The organism is Methanoculleus methanifontis, assembly GCF_030464365.1.
In the GTDB taxonomy this organism is placed as follows: domain Archaea; phylum Halobacteriota; class Methanomicrobia; order Methanomicrobiales; family Methanoculleaceae; genus Methanoculleus; species Methanoculleus methanifontis.
The window spans coordinates 105,516-132,093 of sequence record NZ_VCYI01000004.1 but is presented as its reverse complement, the minus strand read 5'-3'; the positions used below and the strand labels follow the sequence as shown (position 1 = coordinate 132,093).

Here is a 26,578-nt window from a genome sequence, read left to right as displayed (position 1 = left end):
TCTCCAGCTCCGGCCCTTCAGCCCATCGCACCCTTCGGCCAGTCGCATATCGCCATGACGGCCCCCGCCCCAAGGGGGGCGGGGGAGGAGGCCGGGTGGGGTGGGGGTTGACGAGGAGTGTTAACACAGTGAGTTTGAGAGGTCATCCCAAAAAGATCTCCGAACCTTCGGCATACCCTTATCGGAGCCCTTACGTCTCAGGTATCTGTCATCCGAGCCTCATCCTGAGCCAGGAGGGTGAAACGGTTTCCGTTGGATATCGCCACCCGGGGGAGGGTCCGGGAGGGGGTGTCCCCTCCCGGTAACAGCGTTTTGAGACAACTTGTGAGCATCAATGGTATGAGTTGGAGACAGGGGAGGGGGGCACGCCCCCCTCCCCACCTGACGGTGGTCGAGCTCCGTTCCTGCCGGAACATCGCACTCCCCGTCAGCCCCTCCCCGCGTGGCGATATCCCCACAGTCCACTGCACCGTGATATTTCTCCCATTTTGACTACTCTGTTTGTTACACAGCGAAGGCCTTCGGCCTTCTCTAACTCCTGTCGTTCTGACAGTCGCACCTCGCACCTACGGTGCTCGAACTCCGCTCCCAGGAGCGTCGTTCTTCGCATGAGTTGACGGTGGAAGCATTAACGAAATCTCACGCGAACCGCGAAGAAGAGTGGAGGGCATCAGCAGGGTGGGACACACATCTGGTGATGGGGGCTTGCACTGTTGGTGATGCCGGTTACAGCCTCCCGGACTCCCGGCGCCCTCGCGGTCTCAGGCAGTCGTGGGACCTCTCGAGAAGACCTCGAGATTCCTGCTCCCTACCTTCCCGTCCCGCAGGAAGTAATACTCAAGCAGCCTGTCCTTGTTCTCATCGTACGAGAACCAGTAGTTCAGCCGGTAGGTCTCCTTCACGTAGCCGTCAAGAGTCGGGTAGGTATCGGCGTCGTGGGTGATCACGACGTCGAAGTCCCCTCCGTATATCGTCGGCTCGCTCACCTTCTGGCTGTAGTACGCGAGTTTTGAGGCGCGGTCGCCCCGGTAGTACCAGGGCAACGGCCAGTAGGAGTCTGTCGCGACCGCCACCTTATCTGCGGCATCGATCTTCGCGAAGACCTCCCGCAGGTCTTCGGAGTTCTGCACCTGCACGATGGGCTCGTTGATATCCGCCGGGGTGAACGCCACATGGAACGTCATGACGATCAGGAAAATGCTTGCCACGACGGCGATGACCGCCTTCTTTGTGGTCATCATATAGACCGCGACGAAGATCATGGGCAGGAGCTGGTGGAGGATCAGCCACGGCACCTTCTCGCCGATGTAGGCGTAGGCCGCAAGCGAGAGAATCATCCAGAAGATGGCGAACCTCGCGAACTCCTTCTGCCGGTCAATCGGCCGGAGTTCCCCGGTGCCTGAGAGGATCTCGCGGAGCCGGTCTTTGAAGCCCGGTCTCTGCTCGACGGGTGGGAGTTCAGTCTCCCGGCTCGCCTCAGTCTCTACCTCTGCCTCTTCTTCTTCGCCGGGGCTCCTCGTGTGCCCCGCCCGTCGCTCCCTCCAGCGGGAGACGATGCCGGGGATATCGACGAACTGCAGGACCCCGACCCCGGCGAGGATCAGGATCGGCGCCTCATAGAGGAGGAAGAGCAGGATGTAGAAGTACGGCGGCCCCCCGAGACGCTGGGCCTGGTGCATCGAGGTCCAGTGCTCGATAGCCCGGAGCCACCCGTCCATGAGCACCTCGGGGTGGGCGCCGAACGACGAGTAGAAGACCGCCATGATCCCGACCGCGACGAAAGCCCCGAGCGCCAGATCCCGGATCCAGCGTTTCGGGAGCCGAACCTTCCTGGTCCAGACCAGGTAGAGGAGATACGCCCCGAAGATCAGGACGACGATCGGCATGTTCTCCTTCGTGGACATCCCGAACCCGATCGCCGCCCCGGCGATGAGCGCGTACTGCACCTTGTGCCGCTCGAAGTAGTAGAGGAGAGCGACGAGGAGCACCATCGTAAAGAAGATGATGAAGACGTCGTTCCTGAGGAACCGTGAAAAGTAGACCATGTTCGGCGATACGGCGAGGAAGAGCGCCGCGACAACGGTCTGCTTCTTATCGAGATAGCCGAGCCTGTAGATCGGGTAGAGGAGCGGGACGAGCAGGGTGCCGAGCAGCGCCGGGAAGAGCCGGCCCACCAGATCGGAGTCTCCAAGAAGCGAGAAGATTCCGGCCGTCACGTAGTAGAGGAACGGCCCGTGGTACATGGGGTCGTAGCTGTAGGTCCCCTCAGTCAGGAGTCGATAGGCAAACCACGCGTGAATAGCCTCGTCGTGGTGAAATAACTTTACGTCGAGCGAGTAAAAACGGAGGGCAATTGTGGCCAGAAATATGAGGAGAAAAAGCCCCTCAAATGAGAGCAGTCGTTCACGGAATCCTGCCGCGAACACGGCGGCCTTCACGCCGCACTCACCTCAACTCTCCAGCACAATCTCAATGCCGATGTCTTTTGGAACCTGAATGCGCATCAACTGGCGCAACGCACGCTCGTCGGCATCAATGTCGATGAGCCTCTTGTGCACCCGCATCTGCCACCGATCCCAGGTTGCGGTACCTTCGCCGTCAGGGCTCTTCCTGGTGGGGACCACGAGTTTCTTCGTGGGCAGCGGGATCGGTCCTGCCAGATTGACGCCGGTACGCTCTGCTATTTCTTTGATTCGGTCGCAAACCGTCTCGATTTTTTCGAAGTCGGTTCCGGAAAGACGTATTCTGGCCTTCTGCATATTAACCACCAAAAAATTATAGGTACCCTCTTATCTCATCTGCTTGGGCGTGATGTCCATGCACACGCCTGCTGCAATGGTGGATCCCATATCGCGGACAGCGAACCTGCCGAGCTGCGGGATCTCCTTGACTTTCTCGATGACCATCGGCTGGGTGGGCCTGACCTTGACGATTGCGGCATCGCCGGTCTTGAGGAACGTGGGGTTCTCTTCCTTGACCTGGCCGGTCCGGGGGTCGAGTTTCTTCATGAGCTCGACGAAGGAGCATGCGATCTGGGCGGTGTGGCAGTGGAAGACCGGGGTGTACCCGACGGTCAGAGCGCTGGGGTGGTGGAGCACGACGACCTGTGCGATGAACTCCTCTGCAACGGTCGGCGGCACGTCGGCGGCACCACAGACATCGCCACGGCGGATGTCGCCTTTGCCGATACCACGGACGTTGAACCCGACGTTGTCGCCGGGGAGTGCCTGCGGGATCTCCTCGTGGTGCATCTCGATGGACTTGACCTCACCTTCCTTGTTCGCGGGCATGAAGCTGACCTTCATTCCCTTCTTCATGACGCCGGTCTCGACGCGGCCGACGGGCACGGTTCCGATACCGGAGATGGTGTAGACGTCCTGGATGGGGAGACGCATGGGCAGGTTCGTGGGTTTCTCGGGTTCGCTGAGCGCGTTGAGTGCGTCGAGCACCGTCGGGCCCTTGTACCAGGGAGTGTTCTCGCTGGGCTTCGCGACGTTGTCGCCGACGAATGCGCTCATCGGGATGAAACTGATGTCGTCGGGCTTGTAGCCGACCACCTTGAGGAGCTGGGAGAGTTGCTCCTTGACCTCGTTGTAGCGCTTCTCGTCGTACTTGGCGGCGTCCATCTTGTTGATGCCGATGATCAGCTGGTTGATGCCGAGCGTACGGGAGAGGAAGACGTGCTCCTTGGTCTGCTCCATCACGCCGTCGGGTGCGGCGACGACCAGCAGTGCGGCGTCTGCCTGGGATGCGCCCGTGATCATGTTCTTGACGAAGTCACGGTGGCCAGGGCAGTCCACGACGGTGAAGTAGTACTTGTCCGTGTCGAACCGCTTGTGGGCGATATCGATGGTAATACCACGCTCACGTTCTTCCTTGAGGCTGTCCATGACCCAGGCGAACTCGAACGAGCCCTTACCCTTGGATTCAGCCTCCTTCCTGAACGACTCGATGATGTGGGGCGGTACGGTTCCAGTCTCAAAGAGCAACCGACCGACGGTGGTAGACTTCCCGTGGTCGATGTGTCCGATAACTGCTAAATTCATGTGGGGCTTTTCAACTGCCATAGATTGTATCCTCCACTCAATAGGCCTGTCAGCTCGAACAGCCTGCTTATGCGAGTATCTTATACATATGACGTCTACCATATAAAGCATTTCTATGCGCGTCGATAGCGCGCATGCCTCAAAAACCGCCGGCAATCGACAGAATCTTATTCTCGGGAAATCTACGTTCCTCGTACCATGAAGATACTTGAGTTTCACCGTGACGATGGGAGTGACCGGGTGACGGTAGCATGCGCAGATCGCGAGGTGTCGGTCCACTCCCACTGTAGTTACTGCAGGCACTGTGCGGGCGTCCGGGTGGGCAGGCGGACGATCCCGACACCGCAGCGCCAGGCGCTCTCCGGCGTCCGGTTGGGTGGCAACCCTGACGAGAACCTGCTAAATGCAGCCATGATGTTCAACACCCTTGTCCGGGACGGCACCGCTATCGAGTGCGAGGACGACGCGGGTGAAGGATTCTCTTCGATGTACGGCCGCTAGATCCCGGCGCTGAACTCTCCTTTATTACTCCGCTGCCGGGACTTCGGGCCCAAACTCTTTTCGAATCCCCTCTGCGAACTTATCGTATCCAATCTCGTCCATCTGGTCGGCGAGGGGCCGGCCGCTCCATGCGGTCCGGTAGACCCAGTAGACGATGCGATCGATGACTTCGATGACCTCTTCTTCGGTCTCGACGGTGACGAGTTCTCTTCCTGGGGCGGGAGAGTCACCGCGCCGGCCGCCGACCGTGATCTGGTAGTGCGCATACTCGGACTTCAGGAGGTGGTAGGGGCAGGAGTGGATGCAGATGCCGCACTGGACGCATTTGCTCTCGTCGAGAACCGATACACCGTTCTTCAGCGCTATGGCGCACTGCTTGCAGTACTCCACGCAGGTGCCGCATCCCGTGCAGAGCCCCGGAACCCGCAACGGCCGGATCCTGCCGATGATCCCGATGTCGTTTAAGAGCGGGCTGTTGCACATGTAGGTGCAGCCGGATATGGCGATGCGGAGCCGTATCGGGAGTTCCTTTCCGAATACCCGCTCGTCGATCTTCCGGGCGAGGTCGATCGTCTCGCAGTTGGCGTATTTGCACCGTTCCGTGCCCGGACAGGCCATGATGTTGACGACTTCGTTCTGCTCCGCCCCGATGGGCGTCCCGTTCTTCTCGAGGGCTTTTGCGATCTTTACGAGGTTGTCGGGGTTCACGTGCGGGATCTCCACCGTCTGGCGCATGGTGAGGTGGAGCGAACCGTCGCCGTACTTCTCGCTGATTTTTCCGAGTTGCTTGACCTGCGCCGCGGAGAGAACTCCTGCCGGGACCCGCAGCCGTACTGTCGCATAGTCCGCGTCCCGCTCGGTGATGATCCCTCCCCGGGAGTAGAGGGTATGGTCCTGCATCATTCTACAGTAGTAGCGGTCGCCGGGATAAAAAAGGTGATTACGGGAGAACGAGGAGGAGTATGATTCCTGCCCGGACGATCTCGTTTGCGGCGCCGACGACGTCGCCGTTGACGCCGCCGAAGAGCCGCCGGGCGAGGGCGAGCATCAGTGCGGTGATGACGCCCGTAGCTACGAGGGCGAGCGCGACACTCGCCCGCGGCACCGGCAACAGGAAGAGGGGCAGCGCAAGCAGGATGGCCGGAACGACGAACCACGGTTTTACAAACCCATGGAGGTAGGAGTGAATCCCCTCCCGGAACGGTGTGCCGAGCGTGGTGAGCCAGGACATCCCGATCTTCGCGCAGACCTCGGCGATGAGGATGGCTGCCGGGAGGTTCGCGGCGGTCTGGAGTCCGGCGAACAAGAGAAGTGTGACGATGATCCCCGCCGCAACGGCTCCGGCCCCGGTCGTCCGGTCGGTCATGGCCGTGACTCTCTTTTCCCGGCTCCCGTGGGCCATGAGCCCGTCGCCGAAGTCCAGCAGCCCGTCGAAGTGGTTGCACCCGGAGAGGAGAAGCACCACGGCGACGGCGACGGCCGCACCCACCACGGGGGATGCTATCCAGCAGGTGATACCGGCCGCTATCCCGCCGATGACGTACCCGGCGAGCGGGTAGAGGTAGGAGCGGCGGGCGAAGTGCTCGAAGCCGACCGGTCTCCCGAGGGGGAGCGAGGTGCAGAACTGCAGGAGGGCGAGGACTGATCTCACATCGATCCCATCGACTCGCTGTAGAGGCGCGACGTGCAGCCGGCGATCAGCCCGGCGACGGCGTCGTCGAGGAACGGTCCGAGTTTGCCCAGGATCCCCGGCTTCTTCTGGTCGTAGCGGGTGAACTCGAACCGCGCGTAGGTTCCCCCGATCACCTCAGCGATGGCCATCCCGATGATCTCGTCGGAGAGGAGGAAGACCGGGTCGTCGGCGATCTCGGAGTCTTTCCGCTTCACGTAGAGTTCGTCCTCGAGCAGGAGGGCACCGAGGAGGAGCGATGAAATATTCGGATCCTCAAGCGCCTTCCCGATCTTTGCGTCAAGCCTGCGCGCGGCCTCATCCGCCTCTATTCCGTGGGGAACGTAGAGTTCCATCGCGGAGGCGACGATATCTCTCCTTACGATGCCCTTCTCTTCCAATCTGCGCTCTATCTCGAACATTGTTGAATTATTTGGTTTGGGGAGGTATTTTTGGGTTTGGTATTAACGACGCTCGGAGAAGACCGAAGGTCTTCGACGCGTGAGCGTAGCGAACGTGAGCACCGGAGGTGCGAACGGCGATGGGCGCTCGCACTGGACGGTGCGAGCGGCCGGAGCTCGAGAAAACGTGAAGCGTTTTCGAGTGGCGAGGTTCCGTAGGAACCGAGTTTAAGCCCTGTAGGTGCGAGTGGCGAGGTTCCGTAGGAACCGAGTTTAAGCCCTGTAGGTGCGAGTGGCGAGGTTCCGTAGGAACCGAGTTTAAGCCCTGTAGGTGCGAGTGGCGAGGTTCCGTAGGAACCGAGTTTAAGCCCCGTAGGCACGACCGGCGAAGTTCCGATGTGTGGAAACCCACACCCATCCACTGCGCCCCCCTCCCCGCCCACGCCCGACCACCACACTCCTCCCCCACGCTCCGACAGCAATCTCTTCTACCTCACGGTACCTATCCTGTACACAATGTCCAACCCGTTCCTCTCAGAAGACCCGGGGATAAGGCCAAAGCGCCCGATGCTGGCGCTCGTTCTCGGTAACACCATGCTCTCCACCGTCCCCGGCATATCCGGCGCAGGGCCGACCCCCGAAAAGACCCTGCTCACCCCAAACCTGGATGCGGAGCTCGTCACGACCGGCGCGATCACGAGCGTTCCGGCCCGGCCGAACACCCCCACCGGCTGCCCGACGCCCGCGAGCATCACCCGGTCGATGGTGGAACTGACCGGGCTTGCCCCCGTCATCATCAACGCAGGGCTTGCCCATACGCCAACCGTCCCCTGCATCGACGTCTACGGGAGCCCCGGCGGCGATCCGCGGACGGAGGACGCGGTGCCGCAGACGGAAGCCCTCTTCGAGCGGGGCGAAGCGGTTGGGAGGCTTCTCTCACAGTACAGCGATTTATTGATGCTCGGGGAGTGCGTCCCCGGCGGTACGACCACCGCCCTCTGCGTTCTGCGGGCGCTCGGCTACGACGCCTCGGTCAGTAGCGCGTTTGTAGAGAACCCTCTTGGACTGAAAGACGCCGTCTGCCGGGAAGTGCTCGCCCGGGTCGACGCGACGGGCGCAAGAGAGCCCCTCGAGATCCTCCGTGCCGCGGGCGACCCCATGATGCCGGTCGCTGCAGGGATCGCGAGCGCCTACTCCGGCGAAGTCATGTTTGCCGGCGGAACCCAGATGCTTGCCGTTGCGGCCGTCCTGAAGGCGCTCGGAAGACGGGTGCCCGGTCTTGCGACGACGGTCTACGTCAGGGACGATCCGTCCGCCGGGTTCGTCCGGTCGGTTGCCGACGTCGGCACCGCCGCGTACTACGTTGATCCGAACTTCGCCGAGCTCGGGCACGTCGGGCTCGCCCGCTACTGCATCGGCGAAGTCAAGGAAGGGATGGGGGCCGGAGGGGCCCTGACGCTCGCGTACCTCATGGGCCATGAGCCCGAAGAGATCTCCCGCAAAGTCTTCGATTTCGTCAAGAAGTACGCCTGAGGGAAGGACTATTACCTTTTTGCATCTATCTATAAGCAATGCTTCCACTCTATGTGGTCAACAATCACGGACAGTTCAACCACCTGATCCTCCGAACGCTCCGTGACATGGATATCGAGGCCACGATGGTCTCAAACGAGACGCCGCCGGCCGAGGTCGCCCGGGGCTGCCGGGGCATCATCCTCGGTGGCGGCCCGACCCTTGAGCGCGCCGGTGTCGCTCCGGCATACCTCGATCTCGGTCTTCCTGTTCTCGGCATCTGCCTTGGGCTGCATATCATGGCGACAGCCCGCGGGGGCGCGATCCGTCAGGGTGCGAGCGGCGGGTTCGGTGCGGTCGAGGTCGAGACCCTCGAACAAAACACCCTTCTCCAGGGCTACCCCGATCGGATACAGGTATGGGCATCGCACGCGGATGAGGTCTCGGTTGTGCCGGAAGGGTTTGTCCGGCTTGCCAGATCGTCTATCTGCGGCGTGGAAGCAATCGCATCTCCCGATGAACACCTCTACGGCATCCAGTGGCACCCGGAGGTCAGCCATACCGTCAACGGACGGCTTCTCTTTGAGAATTTTGACAGGATATGCTCGGAGTAGATGACGTTGCGGCTCAACTCGGGTCGATTGGATTTCGTTGCAGAGGGTGCGGCGCCTGCTGCCGGCGGGTTGCGGAGGACTCGAACCTCGTGCTGGTGAGCCCGGCCGAGGTCCGGGCAATCATGGCGGCGACCGGTATGGTCTGGGACGAGGTTGCCGAGCCCTATCCCGACTTTATCGATGCCGGGAACGGCGCCGAGTACACCCTTGCATGGTGTCTCAGGCGAACGGCCGATGCCTGCATCTTCCTCCGGGACGGGCGGTGCTCGATCTACGCTCACCGCCCCTGGATCTGCCGCACCTATCCCTTCATGCTGGTGGACGACGACCTCGCAGTATCGGAGTGCCCCGGTCTCGGTGTGCCGCTCTCCCCCTGCGATGCGCACGATGCGGCGGCCAATATCTGCAGGCGGCAGGCCGCCGAGGCGGTAGAAGAAGCCGGTATCCGCGCCGTCTTCCATGACGCGGCGGTGCCGCCGGGGAAACGCGTTGTGATCGACAGCGAAGGCGTGAAGGTGCTCGATGGGTGAGATCCGCCTTGTCGGGACGGCGCATGTCTCGCAGAAGAGTGTCGAGGAGGTTCGGTCTGTCATCGAGGAGTTCCAGCCCGATATTGTCGGTGTCGAGCTCGACCGGGGACGGTTCATATCGCTCAGAGAGGAGGCGGCCGAACCCTCGGTGGGGGAGATCCTGAAAAGCGGGAACTTCGGCCAGCTCCTCGTTCAGTGGGTGCTCACCTACATCCAGCAGCGGATCGGCGCAGAAACCGGCGTGAAGCCCGGTGCCGAGATGCTCGCCGCCGTCGAGGAGGCCGAGGCGCACCAGAAGCCCGTGGCGCTCATCGACCGGGATATCCGGATCACACTTGCCCGGTTCTGGGGCCGGATGGGTATCTGGGAGAAGATCAAACTCATCGGAGCCCTGATCTATTCGCTCGTGAGTGTCGAGGGGCAGAAGATCGACGTCGACGAGTTCACGGACCAGGACGTCGTGAGCGCCGCCATGGAGGAGTTCAGGAAGTTCTCTCCCCGGGGCGCACAGGCCCTGATCGATGAACGGGACGCCTACCTGGCCCACCAGGTTCTGATGCTCACCGGCCGGTACGAACGGGTGCTCGCCGTCGTCGGCGCCGGGCATATCCAGGGTGTGCAGCGCTATCTGGACGCACCGGAGACGCTGCCGCCGCTCCCGACTCTGACCGCCGGGGTGAAGACCCTGCCGTGGGCGAAGATCATCGGAGTGGGCGTCACCATTCTCTTCCTCCTCCTGATCGCCGCGATAGCCTTCTCGGGCGTGGGGCTCGACGTCCTGCTGACCGCTCTCCTCTACTGGGTTCTGATCAACGGGGTTTTGTGTGCTGTGTTCACCCTGGTTGCCGGCGGGCATCCCCTCTCGGCCGCCACGGCGTTTGCGGTCTCCTGGATGACGTCGCTCAACCCCCTGCCCCTGCTTGCGGCGGGATGGTTTGCCGCCATCGTCGAGGCGAAGATACGCAAGCCCGCCGCCGGAGAATTCCGGCAGATCATCGAGGCGGAGACTCTTGCAGAGATGCGGCGGATCCCGCTCTTCCGCGTGGTGCTGGTTGCAGCTCTCGCGAACGTCGGGAGCACGCTCGGGACAATCATCTACTTCCTCTTCATCTTCCCGGTCCTCGGGATCGATCCGACCGTGGTCATCGTCGAGGGGTTCTCGAACATGGTGGAGATGATACGGGGCCTCTTCTAGGCCGGCCTTTCTGCCGGAGTCCTTCCTTCCTCCATTTCCCCAAGGTATTTAGGCCAGGAGTGCCCACCATCGTTGCATGAGTCCGATTGGTGGAACGGTTAATCTCGGTGTCACCGTGATACGGAGCAGGCACAGCGTGCGGAAGTACAAGGACAGCCCTATCGAGGATAAGATTGTAAAAGACGCCCTCGACTGCGCACGGCTTGCCCCGACCGCGCGAAACGAGCAGCCCTGGCTCTTCGGGACGATCCAGAACTGCGATACGTTGAAGGCGATTGCCGATCTCGCCGAGAACGCCAGGTTCATCGCCGATGCGCCCATCTGTTTCGCCGTCTTCGGGAAGCGGGATGCGAAATACTACCTCGAAGACTGCTGTGCGGCGACGATGCAGCTCCTCCTCGCGCTCCAGGCGTGGGGTGTCGGAACCTGCTGGGTTGCGGGGGAGAAGAAGGACTATGCCGAGGATGTCCGGAAACTCCTCAACGTCCCGGAGGAGTACACGCTTGTCTCGCTCGTGCCTGCAGGATACCCCGAGGAAATCCAGATCAAGGAGAAAAAAGTCCCCGACGAGGTCACGTTCTTCGAGCGTTACGAGGAAGAAGAATAAAACCGTATATCGGAGATCTCTTTTTTTTGCTGCGCCTTCTTCATCCGTCGCTCTGCTTTGCCGGGCAGTAGGGGCAGAGGGCGTTCTCGACGTCGTCGGCCTTCTCCCTGACCGGGCAGAGGTATTCCCCGTTCCTGACCTCGACCTCGAACCCGCCGGGAAACGGCGTGCCCACGGGGTGAGCGGGGCGGTCGAGGACGAAGATGTTGAAGGCGGCAAGGAGGAAGTAGAGGAGTTCGAGGTGCCGCTCCTCCTCGCCTCCGCGAAGGCATGTCTCCTCGACCATGTCGCAGAAGTCCTGGAACTCGCCCGGGAGCAGCCTCTCCCCGTCTCCCGGATCTCCGCGGCGGCCAGCGACGATGAGGGTGTGGTGCGTCTCGAAGATCTGCTCCATCGCGCTGGGGTAGAGGCGTCGCCGGTATCCGGCGGGAACTGATCGGAGGTCGCGCTCCACCCTCCCCCGCATCTCCTGGAGGTCGAAGAGCGAGTAGCCTGATACCGCATGGTAGAGGATCTTCGCGAGTTCCCTTTGGGTCTTCGCCGACCGCAGGCGGGCGCAGACCTGCCGGACATCGCCCTTCGTGCTCATCGCATCACGCAGATATGATCTGTACCTCCAGATGCATCAGTCCTTCCGTTGCGCACACAAACAGAAAAATTTATATTTGTAAGAAGGAAACTTCCTTCCGATGAATGGCGAGAACACTTTGTGGGTGAGCCGGGAGCCGGACTATGATTGATTCCGGCGCCACGGCGTTTATCCTTGTCTGTACGGCACTGGTCATGCTGATGACCCCGGGAGTGGGGCTCTTCTATGGCGGGCTCGTGCGGCGGAAGAACTTCATCTCCATGCTTGCGCTGGCGTTCATCGCATTCGCCCTCGTCAGCATCCAGTGGGTCGTCTGCGGCTACAGCCTCTCCTTCGGCGCCGACATCAACGGGCTGATCGGGGGCTTGGAGTACGCCTTCCTGCAGGGTGTCGGGATGGAGGGCGACGGTATTCCGGATCTGCTCTTCATGGCCTTCCAGATGGTCTTTGCGGGCCTCACGCTTGCAATCGTGACATCCGGGGTTGCGGAGCGGATAAAGATCAGTTCGTTCGTCGTCTTCGGCCTCCTCTGGACGACGCTGGTCTACGACCCGCTTGCCCACTGGGCGTGGGGCGGCGGATGGGCGGCGCAACTCGGTGCGCTCGACTTCGCCGGCGGCACGGTCGTTCACATCAGCTCCGGGTTCTCGGCGCTGGCGCTCGCGCTCGTCATCGGGAAGCGTCTCGGGTTCGGCGGCCACGGCATGGAACCGAACAACATCCCGATGGTCCTCCTCGGCGGGGCGCTCCTCTGGTTCGGGTGGTTTGGGTTCAACGCCGGGAGCGCTCTCGCCGCGGACGGCCTTGCGGCAAACGCGTTCGTAGCAACGAACATCGCCGCCGCTTCCGGGGCTCTCGCCTGGCTCTGTGCCGCCTGGGTTCGCGGCAGACCCGGATCGGTCGGGATCATCAGCGGGGCGATTTCCGGGCTCGTAGCCATCACGCCGGCGGCCGGGTTCGTCACACCCATGGCCGCGATTCCCATCGGGGCCGCTGCCGGTCTCGTCTGCTACGGTGCCCTGCTCTTCCGGGTTCGTGAGGGACTCGACGAGAGCCTCGATGCGTGGGCGATCCACGGCGTGGGCGGCATCTTCGGCGCTCTCGCAACCGGGATCTTTGCGGCCGCGGCTATCGGGGGCATTGACGGCCTGTTCTACGGGAACTCGGGCCAGCTCCTCATCCAGGCCGTGGATGTGGCCGTCGTCGTGGCCTACTCGTTCGGCGTGACCTACGTCATCGCAAAGGTCGTCGATGTAGCGATGGGCTTGCGGGTCACCGAGGAGGAAGAGTATGTTGGACTGGACATCGCCCAGCACGGCGAGTCCGTGCGGGTGTGAGGTGGTGCGGATGAAGATGGTTACTGCAGTCATCAGGCCCGAGATGTTCTACACCGTGAGGGCGGCGCTCGAGGCCGACGGCATCTACGGGATGACCGTGAGCGAGGTGATGGGGCGGGGGGCGCAGAAGGGCATCGCCCTCCGGTTCAGGGGAAAGACGGTGCCGGTCGAACTCATCCCGAAGGTGAAGATCGAGATGGTCGTCAGGGACGGCGATGTCGAGCGGATCGTCGGGATCGTCCGGGCGAACGGCCGGACCGGCAGGCCGGGCGACGGCAGGATCTTCGTCCTGCCGGTCGAGAGCATCTGCCGGGTGCGGACGGATCAGGAGGAGCCGGAGGAATTGTAACTTTTTTTGGGCTGGTCTGGGGGTTTTTGCCCGGGGGTGGTTAGTGGCATAGAATGTTTAAGATCAGGACGTTCCGCCTGCTGTCACATGTGAGCGTAGCATCACAATTATGGGCTGGAGACAGGGGAGGGGGGATGCTCCCCCCTCCCCGTCAGCCCCACCCCCAAGGGCGATATCCCCTTGAAATCCGTGCATTGGGCAGGCGATACTCCGAAGAACGGCATATGGAGATCTAACGGGTCGAAAGATAGGAGTACAAACGCTGCCAGATGCGAGTGGCGACAGCCAAAATGCGAAAAAAGCGAGGGAAAAGTCCCGGTGCAGTGGACCGTGGGGATATCGCCATGACTGCCCCCGCCCCCGGGGCGGGGAACGACTGCTGGAACGGCAGGAGTTTGAGCACCGAAGGTGCGTAGCCCCACGGTCCACTGCACTGGGATCTCTCCTCATTTGTAGGTTTTACTTGGCAAGACCCACAATCACTGGTGTTTTCCGCCTACCGCGGCTTGCCCTCGCCCGGGTTTGTGCCTCCAAAACCCTCTTCTGTAGCGCCGTCATTTCCCAAAATGCGGCAGAACCTCCTTCGCGTAAAACTCCATGAACTCCCGCTGCTGCTGCCCGATCTGGTGGATGCAGACGTGGTCGAACCCCTTCCCGATGCTCTCCTCGATCTTCTTGATATGCGCCTCCGGGTCTGGGCCGCAGACGACGTGCTCCGCCACGTCCTCCGGCGTCACCATCTTCGCCGCCTGCTCGTAGTGGGTCGGCGTGGGGAGGAGCCGGTTGAGTTCCCCGGTGTTTGCAGGAATCGGCCACTGCTCGTAAGCCGTCCTCTGCCCTTCCTCCTCGGTCTGGGCCCAGCAGACCGACGCCTCGATGTATGCCGGTTTATCGCCACCCCCCGAGTCGCGGAAGATGATGAGGTTCTCCTCGGCGTTGCTGCCCGGGTTGATGAACCCGTCACCGACCCGCGCGGCCATGGACGCGCTGATCGGGCCTTCCGACGCGATGTAGATCGGGGGGAGTTCCTCCGGGAGCGAGAAGACCTGCGTGTTCTCGAGCGTGTAGAAGGCGCCGTAGTAGTCCTGCATCCCCCCCTTCCAGAGCAGCCGGATAACTTCTACCGCCTCCTCGAGCATCTCGATCCTGACCGGCGCCGGAGGCCAGCGGTCGCCAAAGACGTGCTCGTTGAGGTTCTCCCCCGACCCGAGGCCAAGGGCAAACCGCCCCGGCATCATCATGGCGGCGGTTGCGGCGGCCTGGGCGATGATGCCGGGGTGAATCCGTATCGTCGGGCAGGTGACGCCCGTCACCAGCGGGAGATCCGCCGTCACCTGCGAGATGCCGCCGATGACGCTCCAGACAAATGGGCTCTGCCCCTGCTTACTCGTCCAGGGGTGATAGTGATCCGATATCATGGCAAACGCAAAGCCGGCATCTTCCGCCTGGCGGGCGTTGCAGACGAGTTCCAGTGGGCCGTGCTCCTCGCACGCCAGTTTATAACCGATTTTGACCATCCGTCATCACATCCATGCCGGCGACCATCTCAAGCATCTCACGTCATATAGGTTTCCCCGGCCCGGCACCAGATAAATAGAACCCCGCCATACTGTACTGCATGGCAACGCCTACTCTCCAGGTGGCGCTCGATCTTCTCGAGCTCGATCGTGCGGTTGAGATCGCAGATGAGGCAGTCCGTGGCGGTGCGGACTGGATTGAGGTCGGGACGCCCCTGATCAAGAGCGAGGGGATGCAGGCCGTGCGGACGCTCCGGGAACGCTTCCCCGGCCACGAGATCGTCGCGGACATGAAGATCGCCGATACCGGGGCGGTCGAGGTGGAGATGGCGGCGAAGTCCGGCGCCGGTGTCGTCTGCATCCTCGCCGACGCCGACGATGCCGTGATCGTCGAGGCGGTGCGCTCCGCCCGCAAGTACGGCGTCCGGCTCATGGCCGATCTCATCAACGTCGCCGACCCCGTCTCCCGGTCGCGGGAACTTGCCGCGCTCGGCGTCGACTACATCAATGCCCATGTCGGTATCGACCAGCAGATGATCGGCAGGTCGTCGCTCGACCTCCTCCGCCGCCTTGCCGGGGAAGTGGGCACGCCCGTCGCCGTTGCGGGCGGGCTCGATGCAGAGACCGCATCCGAGGCGGTCGCCGCCGGTGCCTCGATCGTCATCGTGGGAGGAAACATCGTCAAGGCCGCCGACGTGACCGGCGCGGCGCGGCGGGTCCGGGAGGCCATCGACCAGCCCGAGATCCGGCCGCGGGAGGAAGAGAGCCAGGACGCAGCTATCCGCCGCCTCTTCGAAGCGGTCTCCGCACTGAACGTCACCGATGCCATGCACCGGAAGGGCGCAATGGCAGGGGTCGTCTCCATCTGCGGCAGGGTAAAGGCGGTCGGCCGGGCGGTGACCGTCCGGACCCTCGCCGGCGACTGGGCAAAACCTGTTGAGGCGATCGACGTCGCCGGGCCGGGAGACGTCCTCGTCGTCCGAAACGAAGGGAGGACGGACGTCGCCCCCTGGGGCGAACTTGCCACCCACTCCGCGGAGAACCGCGGGGTCGTGGGTATCGTGATCGACGGAGCGGTGCGGGACGTGGATGATATCCGGGAGATGAAGTTCCCGGTCTTTGCCACGGCAACCGTCCCGAATGCCGGGGAGCCCAAGGGTCTCGGGGAGATCAACACCGAGGTCGCCTGCTGCGGACAGGAGGTGCGGCCGGGCGACTGGATCGTCGCCGACGAGAGCGGGGTCGTGGTGGTCCCCCGGGAGCGCGCTTACGAGGTCGCACGCCGGGCGATGGAGGTCAAGAAGAACGAAGAGCGGATCCGCGAGGAGATCCGGCGCGGCCGGACGCTCTCGGAGGTCTCCGAACTCCTGAAATGGGAGAAACGGCACTGATCGGGGGCAAGCGCCGCTTTTATTTCTGCTTACGACAGAATACCTGATCACCGGGGAGGAACGGTAAGGTGATGCAGGATATCAGGGAGTCGGTCTTTGAGGTTCTTCGGGCAGTTCTCCCCATCATCCTCGTCATCACCATCTTCAAGATCGTCCTTCTCCGGGTTCCGCCTTCCGATCTCCTCCTCTTCCTGCTCGGAAGCGGTATGGTGATCCTCGGGATAGCGCTCTTCCTCTCCGGTGTCAAGGCGGGCCTTCTGCCCGTCGGCGAGGCGATAGGTTCGGAACTGCCCGCCCGGGGCTCGCTCCTGCTGGTCGTCGCAGGCTCGTTCCTCTTTGGGTTCCTGACGATCGTGGCGGAGCCGAACCTCCGTGTCCTCACCGAGATGCTTGATGCCGTGCCCGGAGCCGGTATCCCCTCGGGCCCCCTGCTCCTCGCGATCGCGGTCAGTGTGGGTTTTGTCATCACCGTTGCAGTCCTCCGCATCATCTTCGGGTTTCCTCTCGCGTATCTCTTCGTCGTGGGGTATGGTGCAATCCTCCTCCTTGCGCCGTTCTCATCGCCTGAGTTTCTCGCGGTCGCTGTTGATGCGGGGGGGATTACCACCGGGCTCCTGACGATCCCGATCATCCTGGCGCTCGGAACCGGTGTCAGTGCGGTTCTTGCCGGACGTTCGGCTCTCACAGACGGGTTCGGGTTGATCGGGCTCGCCTCGATCGCCCCCATCCTCGGCGTTATGGTAATGGGGTTGGTCTACGCATGATCGCAGCGGCGTTTCTCGCCGGGATCGGCCAGGTTGCCCTCGAGGTTGTCCAGGCACTCCTTCCCCTGGTCATCTTCTTTTCGGTTTTCCAGGTGCTCTACCTGAAACTTCCGCGAGTCTACGTCGTGAACCTCGCCAAAGGCATCCTGCTCGCGTCTCTCGGCATGGTTCTCTTTCTCCAGGGCGTCAACGTCGCGTTCCTCCCGGCGGGCAGGGAGATCGGTGAGGCCTTAGCCGCGTTCGACCAGCGATGGCTGCTCATCCCGTTCGGGTTCTTCCTCGGTTTTCTCGCTACCTATGCGGAGCCTGCAGTCAGAGTTCTCGGCTATCAGGTCGAGGAGTCGTCGAGCGGTTACATCGGGGAGTCCCTGATCCTCTATACCCTCTCTCTTGCGGTCGCCGTCTCCGTATCGCTCGGGATGGGCCGCCTTGTTTATGGTATCCCGCTACTGTGGCTCCTTATCCCCGGCTACCTCCTGGTCATCGTCCTTCTTCTCTTCACCGATAAGGAGTTTGTCGGGATAGCGTTCGACTCGGGGAGTGTCGCCACCGGCCCGATGGCGGTCACTTTCCTCCTCTCCCTTGCCGTCGGGGTTGCGGCGGGGATCGAGGGCCGCAACCCCGTCGTGGACGGGTTCGGGCTGATCGCGCTGATTGCGCTTGCACCCATCCTCTCGGTGCTGATGCTCGGCGTCCTCTACCGGAGAACACGAGGTGAAGATACATGAACGATTACGGTAACGAACTGATCATCACGATCGTAAAACGGGGCTGGTCCGAGCCGGTGCTCGCGGCGGCCCGCGGTGCCGGGGCTGAAGGAGGAACCATTCTCCTCGGCCGTGGAACCGGTATTCATGAGGTAAAGACGCTTCTCGGGATCGCCATCGAACCCGAGAAAGAGATCATCTTAACGGCCGTTGCCGCCGACCGGACGGATGCGGTGCTCGATGCAATCGTCGCCGCCGCAGAACTGGACCAGCCCGGGATGGGCCTTGCGTTCGTCCTCCCGATCAGGCGCATCGCGGGAAGGGTCCACATGTTCCGCAAGGACGAGGCCGAGGGCCCGGGAGCGCCCCGGGCCCCTGTGTGATCCGGGTTACCGGGAGAGGGATGCCTTGAGGAGTTCCCCGCCGCGGGCGAGGATCTGCCGGACGGCGTCCTCGACCAGATCCACGCGCAGGATCAGGACGGCCGCATCTTTTCCCGAGTAGGCGTAGGCGTACTCGATGTTGATCCCGGCGTCCCCGAGGATCGACGCGATCTCCGAGAGGCCGCCGGGCTCGTCGCGCATCTTCACACCGATGACGTCGGTGAACGAGACGCGGAACCCGAGTTCGGTCAGCGTCTGGTATGCGTCCTCCGGCCGGTCGACGAGCGCGCGAACGACACCGAACCCGTCCGCTTCGGCGATACTGAACGCAAATATGTTGATCCCCGCATCCCGCAGCGCGCCGGCGATAGCCGCGAGACGCCCCGGGCGATTCTCCGAAAAGATGGAGATTTGTTTGACGATATACGATTTCTCCATTATAATGACCTCCTGTCAACAACCTTCTTCGATTTGCCTTCGAACCGCGGAAGAGTTCCCGGTTCGACCAGTTCGACATCCACGCCCACGTTTAGCGAGCTCCGCAGGCGGTGTTCCACGGCCTTCTTGATCACCATCAGTTCGGTGATCTTGTCGGAGAACGCCTCCTCGCTCACCTCCACCCGCACGAGCATGGAGTCGAGCGCACCTTTGCGGTCGACGACGATCTGGAAATGCCTGCCGACCTCGGGGATCTCGAGCAGCGCGTGCTCCACCTGCGACGGGAAGACGTTGATGCCCCGGACGATCAGCATATCGTCCACCCTCCCGCGGATCCGGCCGATACGCGGATGGGTCCGCCCGCAGGCGCAGGTTCCTTCCTCGATTGCCGTGAGGTCGCCGATCCGGTACCTGACCATGGGAAGCGCCTCTTTCTGCAGCATGGTGATCGTCAGCTCGCCCTGTTCGCCGGGCCCGAGCACCTCGCCGGTCGCGGGATCGATGATCTCAATGAGAGCGAGGTCGCCCCAGATGTGGATCCCCTGCTGTTCGGCGCACTCGGTGAACATCGGGCCGGAGAGTTCGCTCGTCCCGTATATGTCGTAGGCGCGGATCCCGAGCCAGTCCTCGATCCTGCCCCGCATCTGCTCCGACCAGGGTTCGGCGCCGAGGAAGCCCATGCGAAGATCGGTGTCGTTCTTGATCGAGATGCCCATCTTCTCCGCCACCTCTCCCATGTGGAGGAGGTAGGAGGGGGTGCAGGCGATGGCAGTGACGTGGAGATCCTGCATGAGTTCGATCTGCCGCTCGGTGTTCCCGACGCTCGTCGGAAGAACGGTCGCGCCGACCCGTTCGGCACCGTAGTGGGCGCCGAGGCCGCCGGTGAAGAGGCCGTAGCCGTAACTCACCTGCATAACGTCGCCCCGCCCGAGGCCGCAGGAGGAGAACGCCCGCGCGAGCGACTCGCTCCAGTTCTCGATATCACGCTCCGTGTAGCCAACGACCGTCGGTTTTCCCGTCGTCCCGGAGGAGACGTGGTACCTGACCAGTTCATTCCGTTCGGCGGTGAAGATCTTGTCCGGGTAGCCGTCCCGCAGGTCGCTCTTGTACATGAACGGGAGTTTCGCGACATCCTCAAGTGTCCTGATGTCGTCGGGATGGACCTGGTGCTCCTTCATCCGGCGCCGGTAGAACTCGTTGAAACTGTAGAGCCGATATACCAGGGATTTCAAGAGTTTGAACTGGAGCCGCCGCAGCTCATCGAGCGGCATCTCTTCCGTCCGCGGGTTCCACGAAGCCATCAGATCGCCCCCCGGCGGTCGATCACCCGCTTCGCTTTCCCTTCGAACCGGGGGAGCGTTCCGGGCTCCACCAGTTTCACCGCGGTCCGAAGGCCGAGCGTATTGTGGAGTTCGCCGGAGATCTTCTTCTGCATGCGAGCGAGATCCTGGAGTTCGCCGGAGAACCCTGCCCTGCTCATCTCTACCTCGATAGTCATCTCATCCAGATGTTTGACGCGATCAATATATACGATGAACTGCCCCCCGACCTCCGGGAGAGCCCGCAGCACGTGCTCGATCTGTGACGGGAAGACGTTGATCCCCCGGATGACCAGCATATCGTCGCTCCGGCCCGTTATCCGCTCGATCTTCTGCCCGCGCCCGCAGACGCACCCGTCATCCATCAGCCGGGTCACGTCGCCGGTGCGGTAGCGGACGAGCGGCAGGGCGTTTTTGACGAGCGGTGTGATGACGAGTTCGCCGCGCTCCCCGGGAGCGAGCCGCTCGCCACTCTCCGGATCGATGATCTCGACAAGGTAGGAATCGTGCCAGATGTGAAGCCCGTCCCTCTCCGGGCACTCGAACGCTACGCCGGGACCGTACATCTCCGAGAGCCCGTAACTGTCGTAGGCCTTCACCCCGAGACGCCGTTCGAGCTCTGCCCGCATGCTCTCCGACCAGGGTTCGGCCCCGAATATCCCCGTTTTCAGGGTATCCAGCGTCTTTCCCATCGACTCGGCCACCTCGGCGAGGTGAAGGGCATAACTTGGCGTGCAGTGGATGGCAGTCACCCCGAAGTCCTCGATCATCTCGATCTGGCGGCGGGTGTTTCCGGTCGCGCTCGGGATCACGGTCATCCCGATCTTCTCGGCGCCGTAGTGGAACCCGAGGCCGCCGGTGAAGAGGCCGTAGTTAACCGCGTTCTGAAAGACGTCGTCCTCGGAAAGACCTATCATCATCATGTTCCGTGCGATCAGTTCCGACCAGTTATCCAGGTCCTGCCGGGTGTAGCCGACAACGGTCGGCTTGCCCGTCGTGCCGGAGGTGGTGTGAATTCGGACGATCTCTTTCAAGGGAACCGCGAAGAGGCCGAACGGGTATCCCGCCTGGAGCTCCTTTTTGTAGGTAAAGGGGAGTTTCTCCACGTCGTCGAGCGTCCTGATGTCGTCAGGCGAGACGCTGGCATCTTTCAGTTTTCTCTGGTACAGCCCTACTTTCTGTGCCTGGGCTAGCGACCATTTCAGCCGCTTCAGTTGCAGATCCGCGAGTTCGTCAGGCCGGATCGTCTCCATCTCTCTATTCCAGAACATAGTATCCCATCGGTTGTTCGCCGGTTGGAGAGATCGTGCTCCATTCCGGCTATATTGCCCGGTATCTAGTTGCGATACCCCTGACGGTCCCGCTCCGGCAGGCCGTCGGGCATACTTTACCGTTATATGAGCCGGCGGTGCGGAAAAGGTTTGTCAATGCGTGGCGTGTCACGCCGTGACAGTCCACTGCTCCGGCTCCACTGTCCTGTGCCGTCAGGGTGTTTTCTCCCCGAAACGTCTCCCGAGCAGCCCCCTCAGGCACCCGCACCGGACGGCGGCGGCACAGGTGGCCGCCCGGCTGCTCTGCCACCCTTACCCTGATATTGCATTCTCTCTGTATCCGGGAGATTCGATGCATTAATCACCAAAAACCGCCCAATACTCCTTTCCAGAGTGATTGGATGACAGCGACGGAACCCTGGCTCCCCATCTTCGGCTACGGGGGGCACATCAAGGCGACGACACAGGAGTTAATCATCGCGCGCGGGAGCAATACCCGGCGTTATCCCATACAGGCGGTGAAACATCTCCTTATCGTCGGCGGGCATACCCTGCACACCTCGGCGGTGACAAATCTCCTCAAAGCCGGCGCTGCCATCACCATCTTCGATATCGACGGTACACCCGTCGGGTACCTCTACCCCTACGGCTACCGGCCAGACGGGGCGGTGCGCCTCTCCCAGGAGCGGGCCGGCCCCCACCGGTTCGCGCAGCCGCTCGCGCGGGCCGCCCTCCAGTCGAGGCTCCTTCTCATCGAGGAACTCTACACCCACACGGGACACGACATCTTCTACGCCGGAGAACTCGACTTCCTCCACCAGGCCCGGGAGGAACTCTCGGCCTCGGTCACGATGGAGAATCTGCGGCGGCTCTCCCGCCTGACCGCCGATATGTACTACGAGATCCTCTCCCGCGCACTCCCGCCGGAACTCGGGTTCCGCCGCAGGACGAGCCGCCCGTACCTCGATCCCGTCAATGCCATGTTCTCGCTCGGATACGCGATGCTTTACGGCAACTGTTGCGTCTCGGTGGTCGGGGCGCACCTCGATCCCGACCTCGGCATGCTTCATGAAGGGGCGGGGAGTTTCATCCACGACCTCATCGAACCGCAGAAAGCCTCGATGGTGGATCGCACCGTCATCCGGTTTGCCCGCGAAGAGATCAAAAGCGGGGATTACGAATGCAGCGAAAAGAGGTGCTATCTGGGTAGCGATATCTCGGCCCGGCTGGCCGCGGCGCTCCGTGACTCCATCGATCAGGACCGTATCGACGCGCAGGTGCGCATTGTGCGGGATGCGCTCCTTGCAAACGCCGAGTTTCACGTGCTGTACTGGTAACTGCCCCGCTGGATGGTGAACTCGGGGTAAGGGGCGTGAGAGATCTCCTGCTGGACGAGTTCTCTGATGACGACCCGGGGGCACCCGTACAGCATAGAGACAAACTTGTCGAGAATGACCGGGTCGGCGGTTGCGGTGATGAGCACCCGCCCGTCGGGGAGATTCATTGCCTCGCCGCCGACGCCGAGGTTGGTGGCGATCCTCTTGATGCATGCGCGGAACCCGACGCCCTGCACTCTTCCTGAAACCCGGATCTCGATCGTCTTCACAGCCAGTGCTCCTGGATGATCCGCATGGACATATCCAGCTCGTCGTAGACCTCGTCCCGGATCGTCGAGTCGCGGATGTTGAGCGCCTCGCTCACGGCCAGATCGAGGATCTCCCTTGACCGGTCTTCGTAACGCTCCGCATAGATCCGGCACGCCATGTCGCCGAGCACGAACGCCCGGCGTGAGAGCGGCCTGATGATCCGTGCCTCTTCGAGCGCGCAGAGCAGCATCCTGTCCGCAACCTCCTGCTGCCCCGCGCCCCGGGCGATGAGGTAGAGTTCCGTGTAGTAGGCTGCCCGCTTCGCTCTGTCGGGCGCCGCACGTATCGCCCGATCGAGCGTGACCATGTCCTTTGTGGTGTACTCGCTGTTCCGGATCTTGTCCCGGCAGTCGAGGATCCTGGCATAGACCGTGTTCTTCCAGGACTGAGGCATAGTCTGCTCGAGCTGGACCGTCAGGTTGTACCGGATCCTGTCGTCATCGATGGTGGAGACGATATCGGCGGCACGCTCTCGGGCGGCAGGTTTCCCGCTCGCCCGGTAGAACGAGAAGAGCATCTGGGCCATCCGCTGTTGCGTCATGGCGGTGATGAACGGGATCTGGATGTAACCGGCCGTTCTCTCCATGCCGTTTAGCAGTTCCTCGATCTCCTCTTCGTCACCGTACGTCTCGGCGAACTGCGCCACGTCAAAGAGCATCGAGAGCCGGACGTAGGGAGAGGGGATGTTCACGACAGTGTGACACATCGACGAGAGAATCTCTTTTCTCTGTGCAGGTTCGCTGACCATGTCGAAGACCGCCGCGAGAGCGTCCACGTACTCGACCGGATCCTCGATCCTGCCGACCTGTCCCATAGCCCATTCGACGTCCTTCTCCTGCCGGCTTACAGCACTGAGGTTCCTTGCGGCATAGATCAGGTTCTTCCTGACGAATGCCTCCCGCTCGATCCCTATGTCATCAAGCGTCTTCTGCGCCTCGGCAAGATACTCCCTGGCTGCATCGTGATCGATCCCGGCCATGAGTCCGGCGAGGTCGGAGAGCATGATCGCGCGGACGGATGGGTCGGAGAGATCGCCGATGGTCTCGTGGAGCCTCCGGATGATCGTCTCGGCCTGCTCAACGTTTTCGAGAGCCGAGTAGGCACTCACGATCCGGTACATCCCGGTGTAGCGTGCATAGACGTCGCTGGTGTGCTCGAGGAGCCGGTACATCAGTTCGAGCACCGGCTGCGCTGCTGCACCTCCTTCGATCCCCTCGAGCAGATACGCCGTCACCTCATAGGGATCGGCCGAGTCGAACTCTTTCGTGTAGTCGGTGAAGAACGTGAGGATCCGCTGGATCATGGCGGTCCGCTCGTACTCCCCGTCGATCTCCAGGGAGAGGAACGACATGGGCGCCGCAAAGATCGGGCTTGCGTAGACCTGCGTGTACTCGAGCATGATATCGACGTAACTTGCTATCTTGATCGATATCTCCTCGTGCGGGGTGCTGGCCTTGAGGAGGTCGAGCGCGATCTCGAACGGCTCCATCATGCCGTCGAAGATCTGCGCCTTCCCCCGGGAGATCTGGTCTGCCACCTGCAGGCTCCCGACCCGGACGTAGCCTTCGACGAGGGGATCGGCCAGTTGCCGCTGCAGGGACGGGTCGGCAATCTGGGAGAGGATCTGGGCCGCCTCGTCCAGCGCCTGGAGCGAGAGTTGTTCGATCCCGTACATGATCAGGCCGTGAACGACCTTGCCCATCGCAAAAAGGCAGTAGTCCTGCTCTAAGAGGGACGTGGAGAGAACCCGCATCCCGTGGAGCAGGTCGAGGTCACCGTCCTCGACTGCGAGCACGGCAGCCTGATCGACGATGCCTCCCATCGCTTCGGCCCGCGCTCGCTGATCCATGATCTCGCAGGTGAGTCCGGTCGCGTGCCGGAGGAGATCCCGGTCTTTTCGGGCGACGCCGATCCTTGCCATCTCGACTGCGATGGTTGAGATTGCCTGCTCGCGCAGGTCTTGTTCTCCAATCTGGCTCACCAGATCAACGAGCGCCGACGGCTCCTTCTGGCGGACGAACCCCCGCTCGATCAGGATGGTGTTGCACTCGAGAAGCAGGGTGTCCTGTGTGCGGTGCGAGCCCGCGAGTTCCTTTATGGCCGGTATGTGCCTGACGACCTCGTCAAAGTCGTACTCCTTGCAGAAGTCGGTCACCGCCTGGTGAACCAGCGAATCGGCGATATCGATATCCAGTGTGGCGAGGATGTTCTCGCGGACGAGCCCGATCTCGTCGCGCCGGACACCCTCCTTGATCAGGCGGACACTGGTATCGAAAAATTGGGCGTTTATCCTCTGCGCACTGCTGCTGGCTTTTTTCATCACCTCGATTGCGTGATAGAAGTCCCCCATTCGGGAGAGTGCGTCGGTGATCTGCCGGTAGAGTTGAGCCGCTTTCGCAGCATCGCAGGACTCGTCGATCAGCGGTGTGATGTCGAGGAGGATGGTCGGGTTGCCGCTCTTCTCAACGACCGCGATCCCGGAGAGGACGATCTCTTCGATGGGGAGTTGGGTCTCTGCGCCCCGGGCGTTGAACTCGAATGCCTTCTCGAGGAACCAGCGCTCCCCGCTCCGCTCGGCTTTCTTCAGGAGTTCGAGGACGAGGGTCTGGCCTGCCCACGGTTTTTCGTCGTCGATCCTGAGCAGTTTGGTGTATACCTGTTTCTTGTCCCGCTGGCGGTCGAGGAGCTGCTCGGTCAGGATTGCGAGAACCTCCGTGAGCCGCTCTTCGGGGATATCCGGGAGAGAGTCGAGGGCCCGTTCGATATCAGAGATCTCCTTCTTCAGAGAGGATTTCCAGGCAGCTTCCACGATGTCGGCGATCGAGTTGGTGCGCCGGATCTTCTGGTTGATCTCCGTGGCGCTTGAAAGCCCGCTGATCACGAGGTTAATGTCGCCGGATTCGATCCCCGCTCCGGCGATTGCCCGGGCCACGTCGGCGTGGAGTTGCGATTGCCGCGATATGTCGCCGATTTCGGGAAGCATCTGGAGGGCATATTGCATGATGTCGACGTTCTGATGCTTCTGTCCGTATTGGATGAAGAGCGGGATGATCTCCGAGAGGATTGCTGAACGGTATTTGCGGATGCTGATCTTATCGAAGGCCTCTCCAGCTTTTTCGATGTAGTGGATGTCGCCGGTATCGACCCCGGCCTGGACCAGGTCACGGGAGATCCTGGCGAGGATATCGGATTGATGGCTTTTGCGGTCGAGTTTATCGACAAGGGTGAATATCGCCGAGAACCATGGTGCGTCTTTTTTCTCGCTATAGACAGCGGCGGTGCGTTTGGTGAGGTCGAATATCTCTTCTCTGGTCAGTTCGACGAGCTGGCTTAAGAGTTCCGGTTGGCCTTCGTTAAACGCCGCTTCGACCAGGGCGGCATTCATCTGCTCGTAGAGTGATCGCTTCTCCTTCCTCGTCTGGGTCTCTGATATGTCCGAAACCACCTTTTCAAGCTCACGCAGATCACCAGAAGAGATAGCGGAGTTGATCTTCTGTTTTATCTGTAGTTTTCCATCCATTTTGATCAGCGCTCTCCCGTGGGTTCTGCATCATGCATGTCTATTATCAGATATATAGATTGCCCTCCTCTCACAAGAATGTTTTTCAACGGAATTGGAGTGTTCCTCAAAAATATCGGGGATTAGGTAGAGGATAACGGTCATCCCGAGCACCCCGGGCAGAACTGCTCTATGGGGGTGCCGATCCTGCGGTGAGGGGTCGGGCGCGGTGAGGCGATCGTGCCAGACAGACCGCGTGCACCTGGTGCTCGTGCTCTGGCCCAAAGGGTGTT

26 protein-coding genes are annotated in these 26,578 nt (G+C 61.8%); 13 read left to right on the top strand and 13 right to left on the bottom strand.

Features of this window, described 5'->3' with window-relative positions:
- Positions 1-761 precede the first annotated feature (761 nt).
- Genes FGW20_RS04450 through tuf form a run of 3 tightly spaced genes read right to left on the bottom strand, consistent with a single transcriptional unit; the run spans position 762 to position 4,067 of the window.
- The gene (locus FGW20_RS04450) at positions 762-2,438 is read right to left on the bottom strand and encodes a flippase activity-associated protein Agl23 (protein WP_301676888.1); all 1,677 of its coding nucleotides are present in this window, start codon (positions 2,436-2,438) and stop codon (positions 762-764) included.
- A 12-nt stretch (positions 2,439-2,450) separates the two neighbouring features.
- Positions 2,451-2,759 (bottom strand): 30S ribosomal protein S10, encoded by a 309-nt coding sequence (rpsJ, locus tag FGW20_RS04445; protein WP_301676887.1) that lies wholly within the window; start codon positions 2,757-2,759, stop codon positions 2,451-2,453.
- 30 nt (positions 2,760-2,789) lie between these two features.
- Complete coding sequence (gene tuf, locus FGW20_RS04440) at positions 2,790-4,067, bottom strand: translation elongation factor EF-1 subunit alpha (RefSeq protein WP_301676886.1); 1,278 nt, start codon at positions 4,065-4,067, stop codon at positions 2,790-2,792.
- 177 nt (positions 4,068-4,244) lie between these two features.
- Between tuf and FGW20_RS04435 the strand changes: the two genes are divergently transcribed.
- On the top strand, positions 4,245-4,547 hold the full coding sequence (locus FGW20_RS04435) for a hypothetical protein (protein WP_301676885.1): 303 nt from the start codon (positions 4,245-4,247) through the stop codon (positions 4,545-4,547).
- A gap of 24 nt (positions 4,548-4,571) precedes the next feature.
- Here FGW20_RS04435 and FGW20_RS04430 read toward each other — a convergent pair whose 3' ends face one another.
- The 3 genes from FGW20_RS04430 to FGW20_RS04420 are packed head-to-tail and all read right to left on the bottom strand — an operon-like array spanning position 4,572 to position 6,638.
- Complete coding sequence (locus FGW20_RS04430; protein WP_437178572.1) at positions 4,572-5,447, bottom strand: ferredoxin-like domain-containing protein; 876 nt, start codon at positions 5,445-5,447, stop codon at positions 4,572-4,574.
- Between the two features lie 40 nt (positions 5,448-5,487).
- Positions 5,488-6,198: an adenosylcobinamide-GDP ribazoletransferase gene (gene cobS, locus FGW20_RS04425; RefSeq protein WP_301676883.1), complete on the bottom strand. Its 711-nt coding sequence runs from the start codon at positions 6,196-6,198 to the stop codon at positions 5,488-5,490.
- Complete coding sequence (locus FGW20_RS04420) at positions 6,195-6,638, bottom strand: phosphatidylglycerophosphatase A (protein WP_301676882.1); 444 nt, start codon at positions 6,636-6,638, stop codon at positions 6,195-6,197. Before FGW20_RS04420 ends, cobS begins: the two co-directional genes overlap by 4 nt.
- Positions 6,639-7,133: 495 nt before the next feature.
- Here FGW20_RS04420 and cobT point away from each other — a divergent pair, with 495 nt between their 5' ends.
- The 5 genes from cobT to FGW20_RS04395 all read left to right on the top strand — a co-directional run bounded on the left by cobT (position 7,134) and on the right by FGW20_RS04395 (position 11,075).
- Positions 7,134-8,150, top strand: coding sequence for a nicotinate mononucleotide-dependent phosphoribosyltransferase CobT (gene cobT, locus FGW20_RS04415; protein ID WP_301676881.1), 1,017 nt, complete (start codon positions 7,134-7,136; stop codon positions 8,148-8,150).
- A gap of 38 nt (positions 8,151-8,188) precedes the next feature.
- Complete coding sequence (locus FGW20_RS04410; protein ID WP_301676880.1) at positions 8,189-8,743, top strand: GMP synthase subunit A; 555 nt, start codon at positions 8,189-8,191, stop codon at positions 8,741-8,743.
- Positions 8,731-9,273 (top strand): YkgJ family cysteine cluster protein, encoded by a 543-nt coding sequence (locus FGW20_RS04405; protein WP_301676879.1) that lies wholly within the window; start codon positions 8,731-8,733, stop codon positions 9,271-9,273. The genes FGW20_RS04410 and FGW20_RS04405 overlap by 13 nt, the downstream gene beginning before the upstream one ends.
- Positions 9,266-10,468: a TraB/GumN family protein gene (locus FGW20_RS04400; RefSeq protein WP_301676878.1), complete on the top strand. Its 1,203-nt coding sequence runs from the start codon at positions 9,266-9,268 to the stop codon at positions 10,466-10,468. The genes FGW20_RS04405 and FGW20_RS04400 overlap by 8 nt, the downstream gene beginning before the upstream one ends.
- 76 nt (positions 10,469-10,544) lie before the next feature.
- Positions 10,545-11,075 (top strand): nitroreductase family protein, encoded by a 531-nt coding sequence (locus tag FGW20_RS04395; RefSeq protein WP_301676877.1) that lies wholly within the window; start codon positions 10,545-10,547, stop codon positions 11,073-11,075.
- A gap of 40 nt (positions 11,076-11,115) precedes the next feature.
- Here the strand turns inward: FGW20_RS04395 and FGW20_RS04390 are convergent, their stop codons facing one another.
- The gene (locus FGW20_RS04390; protein WP_067075153.1) at positions 11,116-11,664 is read right to left on the bottom strand and encodes a DUF2115 domain-containing protein; all 549 of its coding nucleotides are present in this window, start codon (positions 11,662-11,664) and stop codon (positions 11,116-11,118) included.
- Between the two features lie 143 nt (positions 11,665-11,807).
- On the opposite strand from FGW20_RS04390, the gene FGW20_RS04385 reads away from it, so the two are divergent.
- Both FGW20_RS04385 and FGW20_RS04380 read left to right on the top strand, forming a co-directional pair.
- A complete protein-coding gene (locus FGW20_RS04385) occupies positions 11,808-13,001 on the top strand; it encodes an ammonium transporter (RefSeq protein ID WP_301676876.1) in 1,194 nt (397 codons plus the stop codon).
- Positions 13,002-13,011: 10 nt separating this feature from the next.
- Positions 13,012-13,350 carry a P-II family nitrogen regulator gene (locus FGW20_RS04380; protein WP_301676875.1) on the top strand — a complete coding sequence of 113 codons (339 nt, stop codon included), beginning with the start codon at positions 13,012-13,014 and terminating at the stop codon, positions 13,348-13,350.
- A 554-nt stretch (positions 13,351-13,904) separates the two neighbouring features.
- Here the strand turns inward: FGW20_RS04380 and FGW20_RS04375 are convergent.
- The gene (locus tag FGW20_RS04375; protein WP_301676873.1) at positions 13,905-14,867 is read right to left on the bottom strand and encodes a TIGR03557 family F420-dependent LLM class oxidoreductase; all 963 of its coding nucleotides are present in this window, start codon (positions 14,865-14,867) and stop codon (positions 13,905-13,907) included.
- Positions 14,868-14,968: 101 nt separating this feature from the next.
- Between FGW20_RS04375 and hxlA the strand changes: the two genes are divergently transcribed.
- The 4 genes from hxlA to FGW20_RS04355 all read left to right on the top strand — a co-directional run bounded on the left by hxlA (position 14,969) and on the right by FGW20_RS04355 (position 18,112).
- Positions 14,969-16,258: a 3-hexulose-6-phosphate synthase gene (hxlA, locus tag FGW20_RS04370; RefSeq protein WP_301676872.1), complete on the top strand. Its 1,290-nt coding sequence runs from the start codon at positions 14,969-14,971 to the stop codon at positions 16,256-16,258.
- Between the two features lie 71 nt (positions 16,259-16,329).
- The gene (locus FGW20_RS04365) at positions 16,330-17,022 is read left to right on the top strand and encodes a DUF1538 domain-containing protein (protein WP_301676871.1); all 693 of its coding nucleotides are present in this window, start codon (positions 16,330-16,332) and stop codon (positions 17,020-17,022) included.
- Positions 17,019-17,750, top strand: a complete 732-nt coding sequence (locus tag FGW20_RS04360) for a DUF1538 domain-containing protein (RefSeq protein WP_301676870.1) — start codon at positions 17,019-17,021, stop codon at positions 17,748-17,750. The genes FGW20_RS04365 and FGW20_RS04360 overlap by 4 nt, the downstream gene beginning before the upstream one ends.
- On the top strand, positions 17,747-18,112 hold the full coding sequence (locus FGW20_RS04355; RefSeq protein ID WP_301676869.1) for a P-II family nitrogen regulator: 366 nt from the start codon (positions 17,747-17,749) through the stop codon (positions 18,110-18,112). The genes FGW20_RS04360 and FGW20_RS04355 overlap by 4 nt, the downstream gene beginning before the upstream one ends.
- A 6-nt stretch (positions 18,113-18,118) precedes the next feature.
- On the opposite strand, the gene FGW20_RS04350 is transcribed toward FGW20_RS04355, so the two are convergent.
- The 3 genes from FGW20_RS04350 to FGW20_RS04340 are packed head-to-tail and all read right to left on the bottom strand — an operon-like array spanning position 18,119 to position 21,140.
- On the bottom strand, positions 18,119-18,550 hold the full coding sequence (locus FGW20_RS04350; RefSeq protein ID WP_301676868.1) for an ACT domain-containing protein: 432 nt from the start codon (positions 18,548-18,550) through the stop codon (positions 18,119-18,121).
- Positions 18,550-19,851, bottom strand: coding sequence for a phenylacetate--CoA ligase family protein (locus FGW20_RS04345; RefSeq protein WP_301676867.1), 1,302 nt, complete (start codon positions 19,849-19,851; stop codon positions 18,550-18,552). Before FGW20_RS04345 ends, FGW20_RS04350 begins: the two co-directional genes overlap by 1 nt.
- Positions 19,851-21,140 carry a phenylacetate--CoA ligase family protein gene (locus FGW20_RS04340; RefSeq protein WP_301676866.1) on the bottom strand — a complete coding sequence of 430 codons (1,290 nt, stop codon included), beginning with the start codon at positions 21,138-21,140 and terminating at the stop codon, positions 19,851-19,853. Before FGW20_RS04340 ends, FGW20_RS04345 begins: the two co-directional genes overlap by 1 nt.
- 401 nt (positions 21,141-21,541) lie before the next feature.
- On the opposite strand from FGW20_RS04340, the gene cas1 reads away from it, so the two are divergent.
- Complete coding sequence (gene cas1 / locus FGW20_RS04335) at positions 21,542-22,477, top strand: CRISPR-associated endonuclease Cas1 (RefSeq protein ID WP_301676865.1); 936 nt, start codon at positions 21,542-21,544, stop codon at positions 22,475-22,477.
- On the opposite strand, the gene FGW20_RS04330 is transcribed toward cas1, so the two are convergent.
- Together FGW20_RS04330 and FGW20_RS04325 are read right to left on the bottom strand one after the other, a co-directional pair.
- Positions 22,459-22,746 carry an acylphosphatase gene (locus tag FGW20_RS04330; RefSeq protein WP_301676864.1) on the bottom strand — a complete coding sequence of 96 codons (288 nt, stop codon included), beginning with the start codon at positions 22,744-22,746 and terminating at the stop codon, positions 22,459-22,461. The genes cas1 and FGW20_RS04330 overlap by 19 nt on opposite strands.
- Positions 22,743-26,306 (bottom strand): hypothetical protein, encoded by a 3,564-nt coding sequence (locus tag FGW20_RS04325; protein WP_301676863.1) that lies wholly within the window; start codon positions 26,304-26,306, stop codon positions 22,743-22,745. Before FGW20_RS04325 ends, FGW20_RS04330 begins: the two co-directional genes overlap by 4 nt.
- Positions 26,307-26,578: the final 272 nt, after the last annotated feature.

What these genes read in the sequence shown, in the direction of transcription:
- rpsJ (WP_301676887.1), bottom strand. Translation starts at nt 2,759, where the DNA reads ATGCAGAAGGCCAGAATACGTCTTTCCGGAACCGACTTCGAAAAAATC.
- tuf (WP_301676886.1), bottom strand. Translation starts at nt 4,067, where the DNA reads ATGGCAGTTGAAAAGCCCCACATGAATTTAGCAGTTATCGGACACATC.
- FGW20_RS04435 (WP_301676885.1), top strand. Translation starts at nt 4,245, where the DNA reads ATGAAGATACTTGAGTTTCACCGTGACGATGGGAGTGACCGGGTGACG.
- FGW20_RS04430 (WP_437178572.1), bottom strand. Translation starts at nt 5,447, where the DNA reads ATGCAGGACCATACCCTCTACTCCCGGGGAGGGATCATCACCGAGCGG.
- FGW20_RS04420 (WP_301676882.1), bottom strand. Translation starts at nt 6,638, where the DNA reads ATGTTCGAGATAGAGCGCAGATTGGAAGAGAAGGGCATCGTAAGGAGA.
- cobT (WP_301676881.1), top strand. Translation starts at nt 7,134, where the DNA reads ATGTCCAACCCGTTCCTCTCAGAAGACCCGGGGATAAGGCCAAAGCGC.
- FGW20_RS04410 (WP_301676880.1), top strand. Translation starts at nt 8,189, where the DNA reads ATGCTTCCACTCTATGTGGTCAACAATCACGGACAGTTCAACCACCTG.
- FGW20_RS04405 (WP_301676879.1), top strand. Translation starts at nt 8,731, where the DNA reads ATGCTCGGAGTAGATGACGTTGCGGCTCAACTCGGGTCGATTGGATTT.
- FGW20_RS04400 (WP_301676878.1), top strand. Translation starts at nt 9,266, where the DNA reads ATGGGTGAGATCCGCCTTGTCGGGACGGCGCATGTCTCGCAGAAGAGT.
- FGW20_RS04395 (WP_301676877.1), top strand. Translation starts at nt 10,545, where the DNA reads ATGAGTCCGATTGGTGGAACGGTTAATCTCGGTGTCACCGTGATACGG.
- FGW20_RS04390 (WP_067075153.1), bottom strand. Translation starts at nt 11,664, where the DNA reads ATGAGCACGAAGGGCGATGTCCGGCAGGTCTGCGCCCGCCTGCGGTCG.
- FGW20_RS04385 (WP_301676876.1), top strand. Translation starts at nt 11,808, where the DNA reads ATGATTGATTCCGGCGCCACGGCGTTTATCCTTGTCTGTACGGCACTG.
- FGW20_RS04380 (WP_301676875.1), top strand. Translation starts at nt 13,012, where the DNA reads ATGAAGATGGTTACTGCAGTCATCAGGCCCGAGATGTTCTACACCGTG.
- FGW20_RS04375 (WP_301676873.1), bottom strand. Translation starts at nt 14,867, where the DNA reads ATGGTCAAAATCGGTTATAAACTGGCGTGCGAGGAGCACGGCCCACTG.
- hxlA (WP_301676872.1), top strand. Translation starts at nt 14,969, where the DNA reads ATGGCAACGCCTACTCTCCAGGTGGCGCTCGATCTTCTCGAGCTCGAT.
- FGW20_RS04365 (WP_301676871.1), top strand. Translation starts at nt 16,330, where the DNA reads ATGCAGGATATCAGGGAGTCGGTCTTTGAGGTTCTTCGGGCAGTTCTC.
- FGW20_RS04360 (WP_301676870.1), top strand. Translation starts at nt 17,019, where the DNA reads ATGATCGCAGCGGCGTTTCTCGCCGGGATCGGCCAGGTTGCCCTCGAG.
- FGW20_RS04355 (WP_301676869.1), top strand. Translation starts at nt 17,747, where the DNA reads ATGAACGATTACGGTAACGAACTGATCATCACGATCGTAAAACGGGGC.
- FGW20_RS04350 (WP_301676868.1), bottom strand. Translation starts at nt 18,550, where the DNA reads ATGGAGAAATCGTATATCGTCAAACAAATCTCCATCTTTTCGGAGAAT.
- FGW20_RS04345 (WP_301676867.1), bottom strand. Translation starts at nt 19,851, where the DNA reads ATGGCTTCGTGGAACCCGCGGACGGAAGAGATGCCGCTCGATGAGCTG.
- FGW20_RS04340 (WP_301676866.1), bottom strand. Translation starts at nt 21,140, where the DNA reads ATGTTCTGGAATAGAGAGATGGAGACGATCCGGCCTGACGAACTCGCG.
- cas1 (WP_301676865.1), top strand. Translation starts at nt 21,542, where the DNA reads ATGACAGCGACGGAACCCTGGCTCCCCATCTTCGGCTACGGGGGGCAC.
- FGW20_RS04325 (WP_301676863.1), bottom strand. Translation starts at nt 26,306, where the DNA reads ATGGATGGAAAACTACAGATAAAACAGAAGATCAACTCCGCTATCTCT.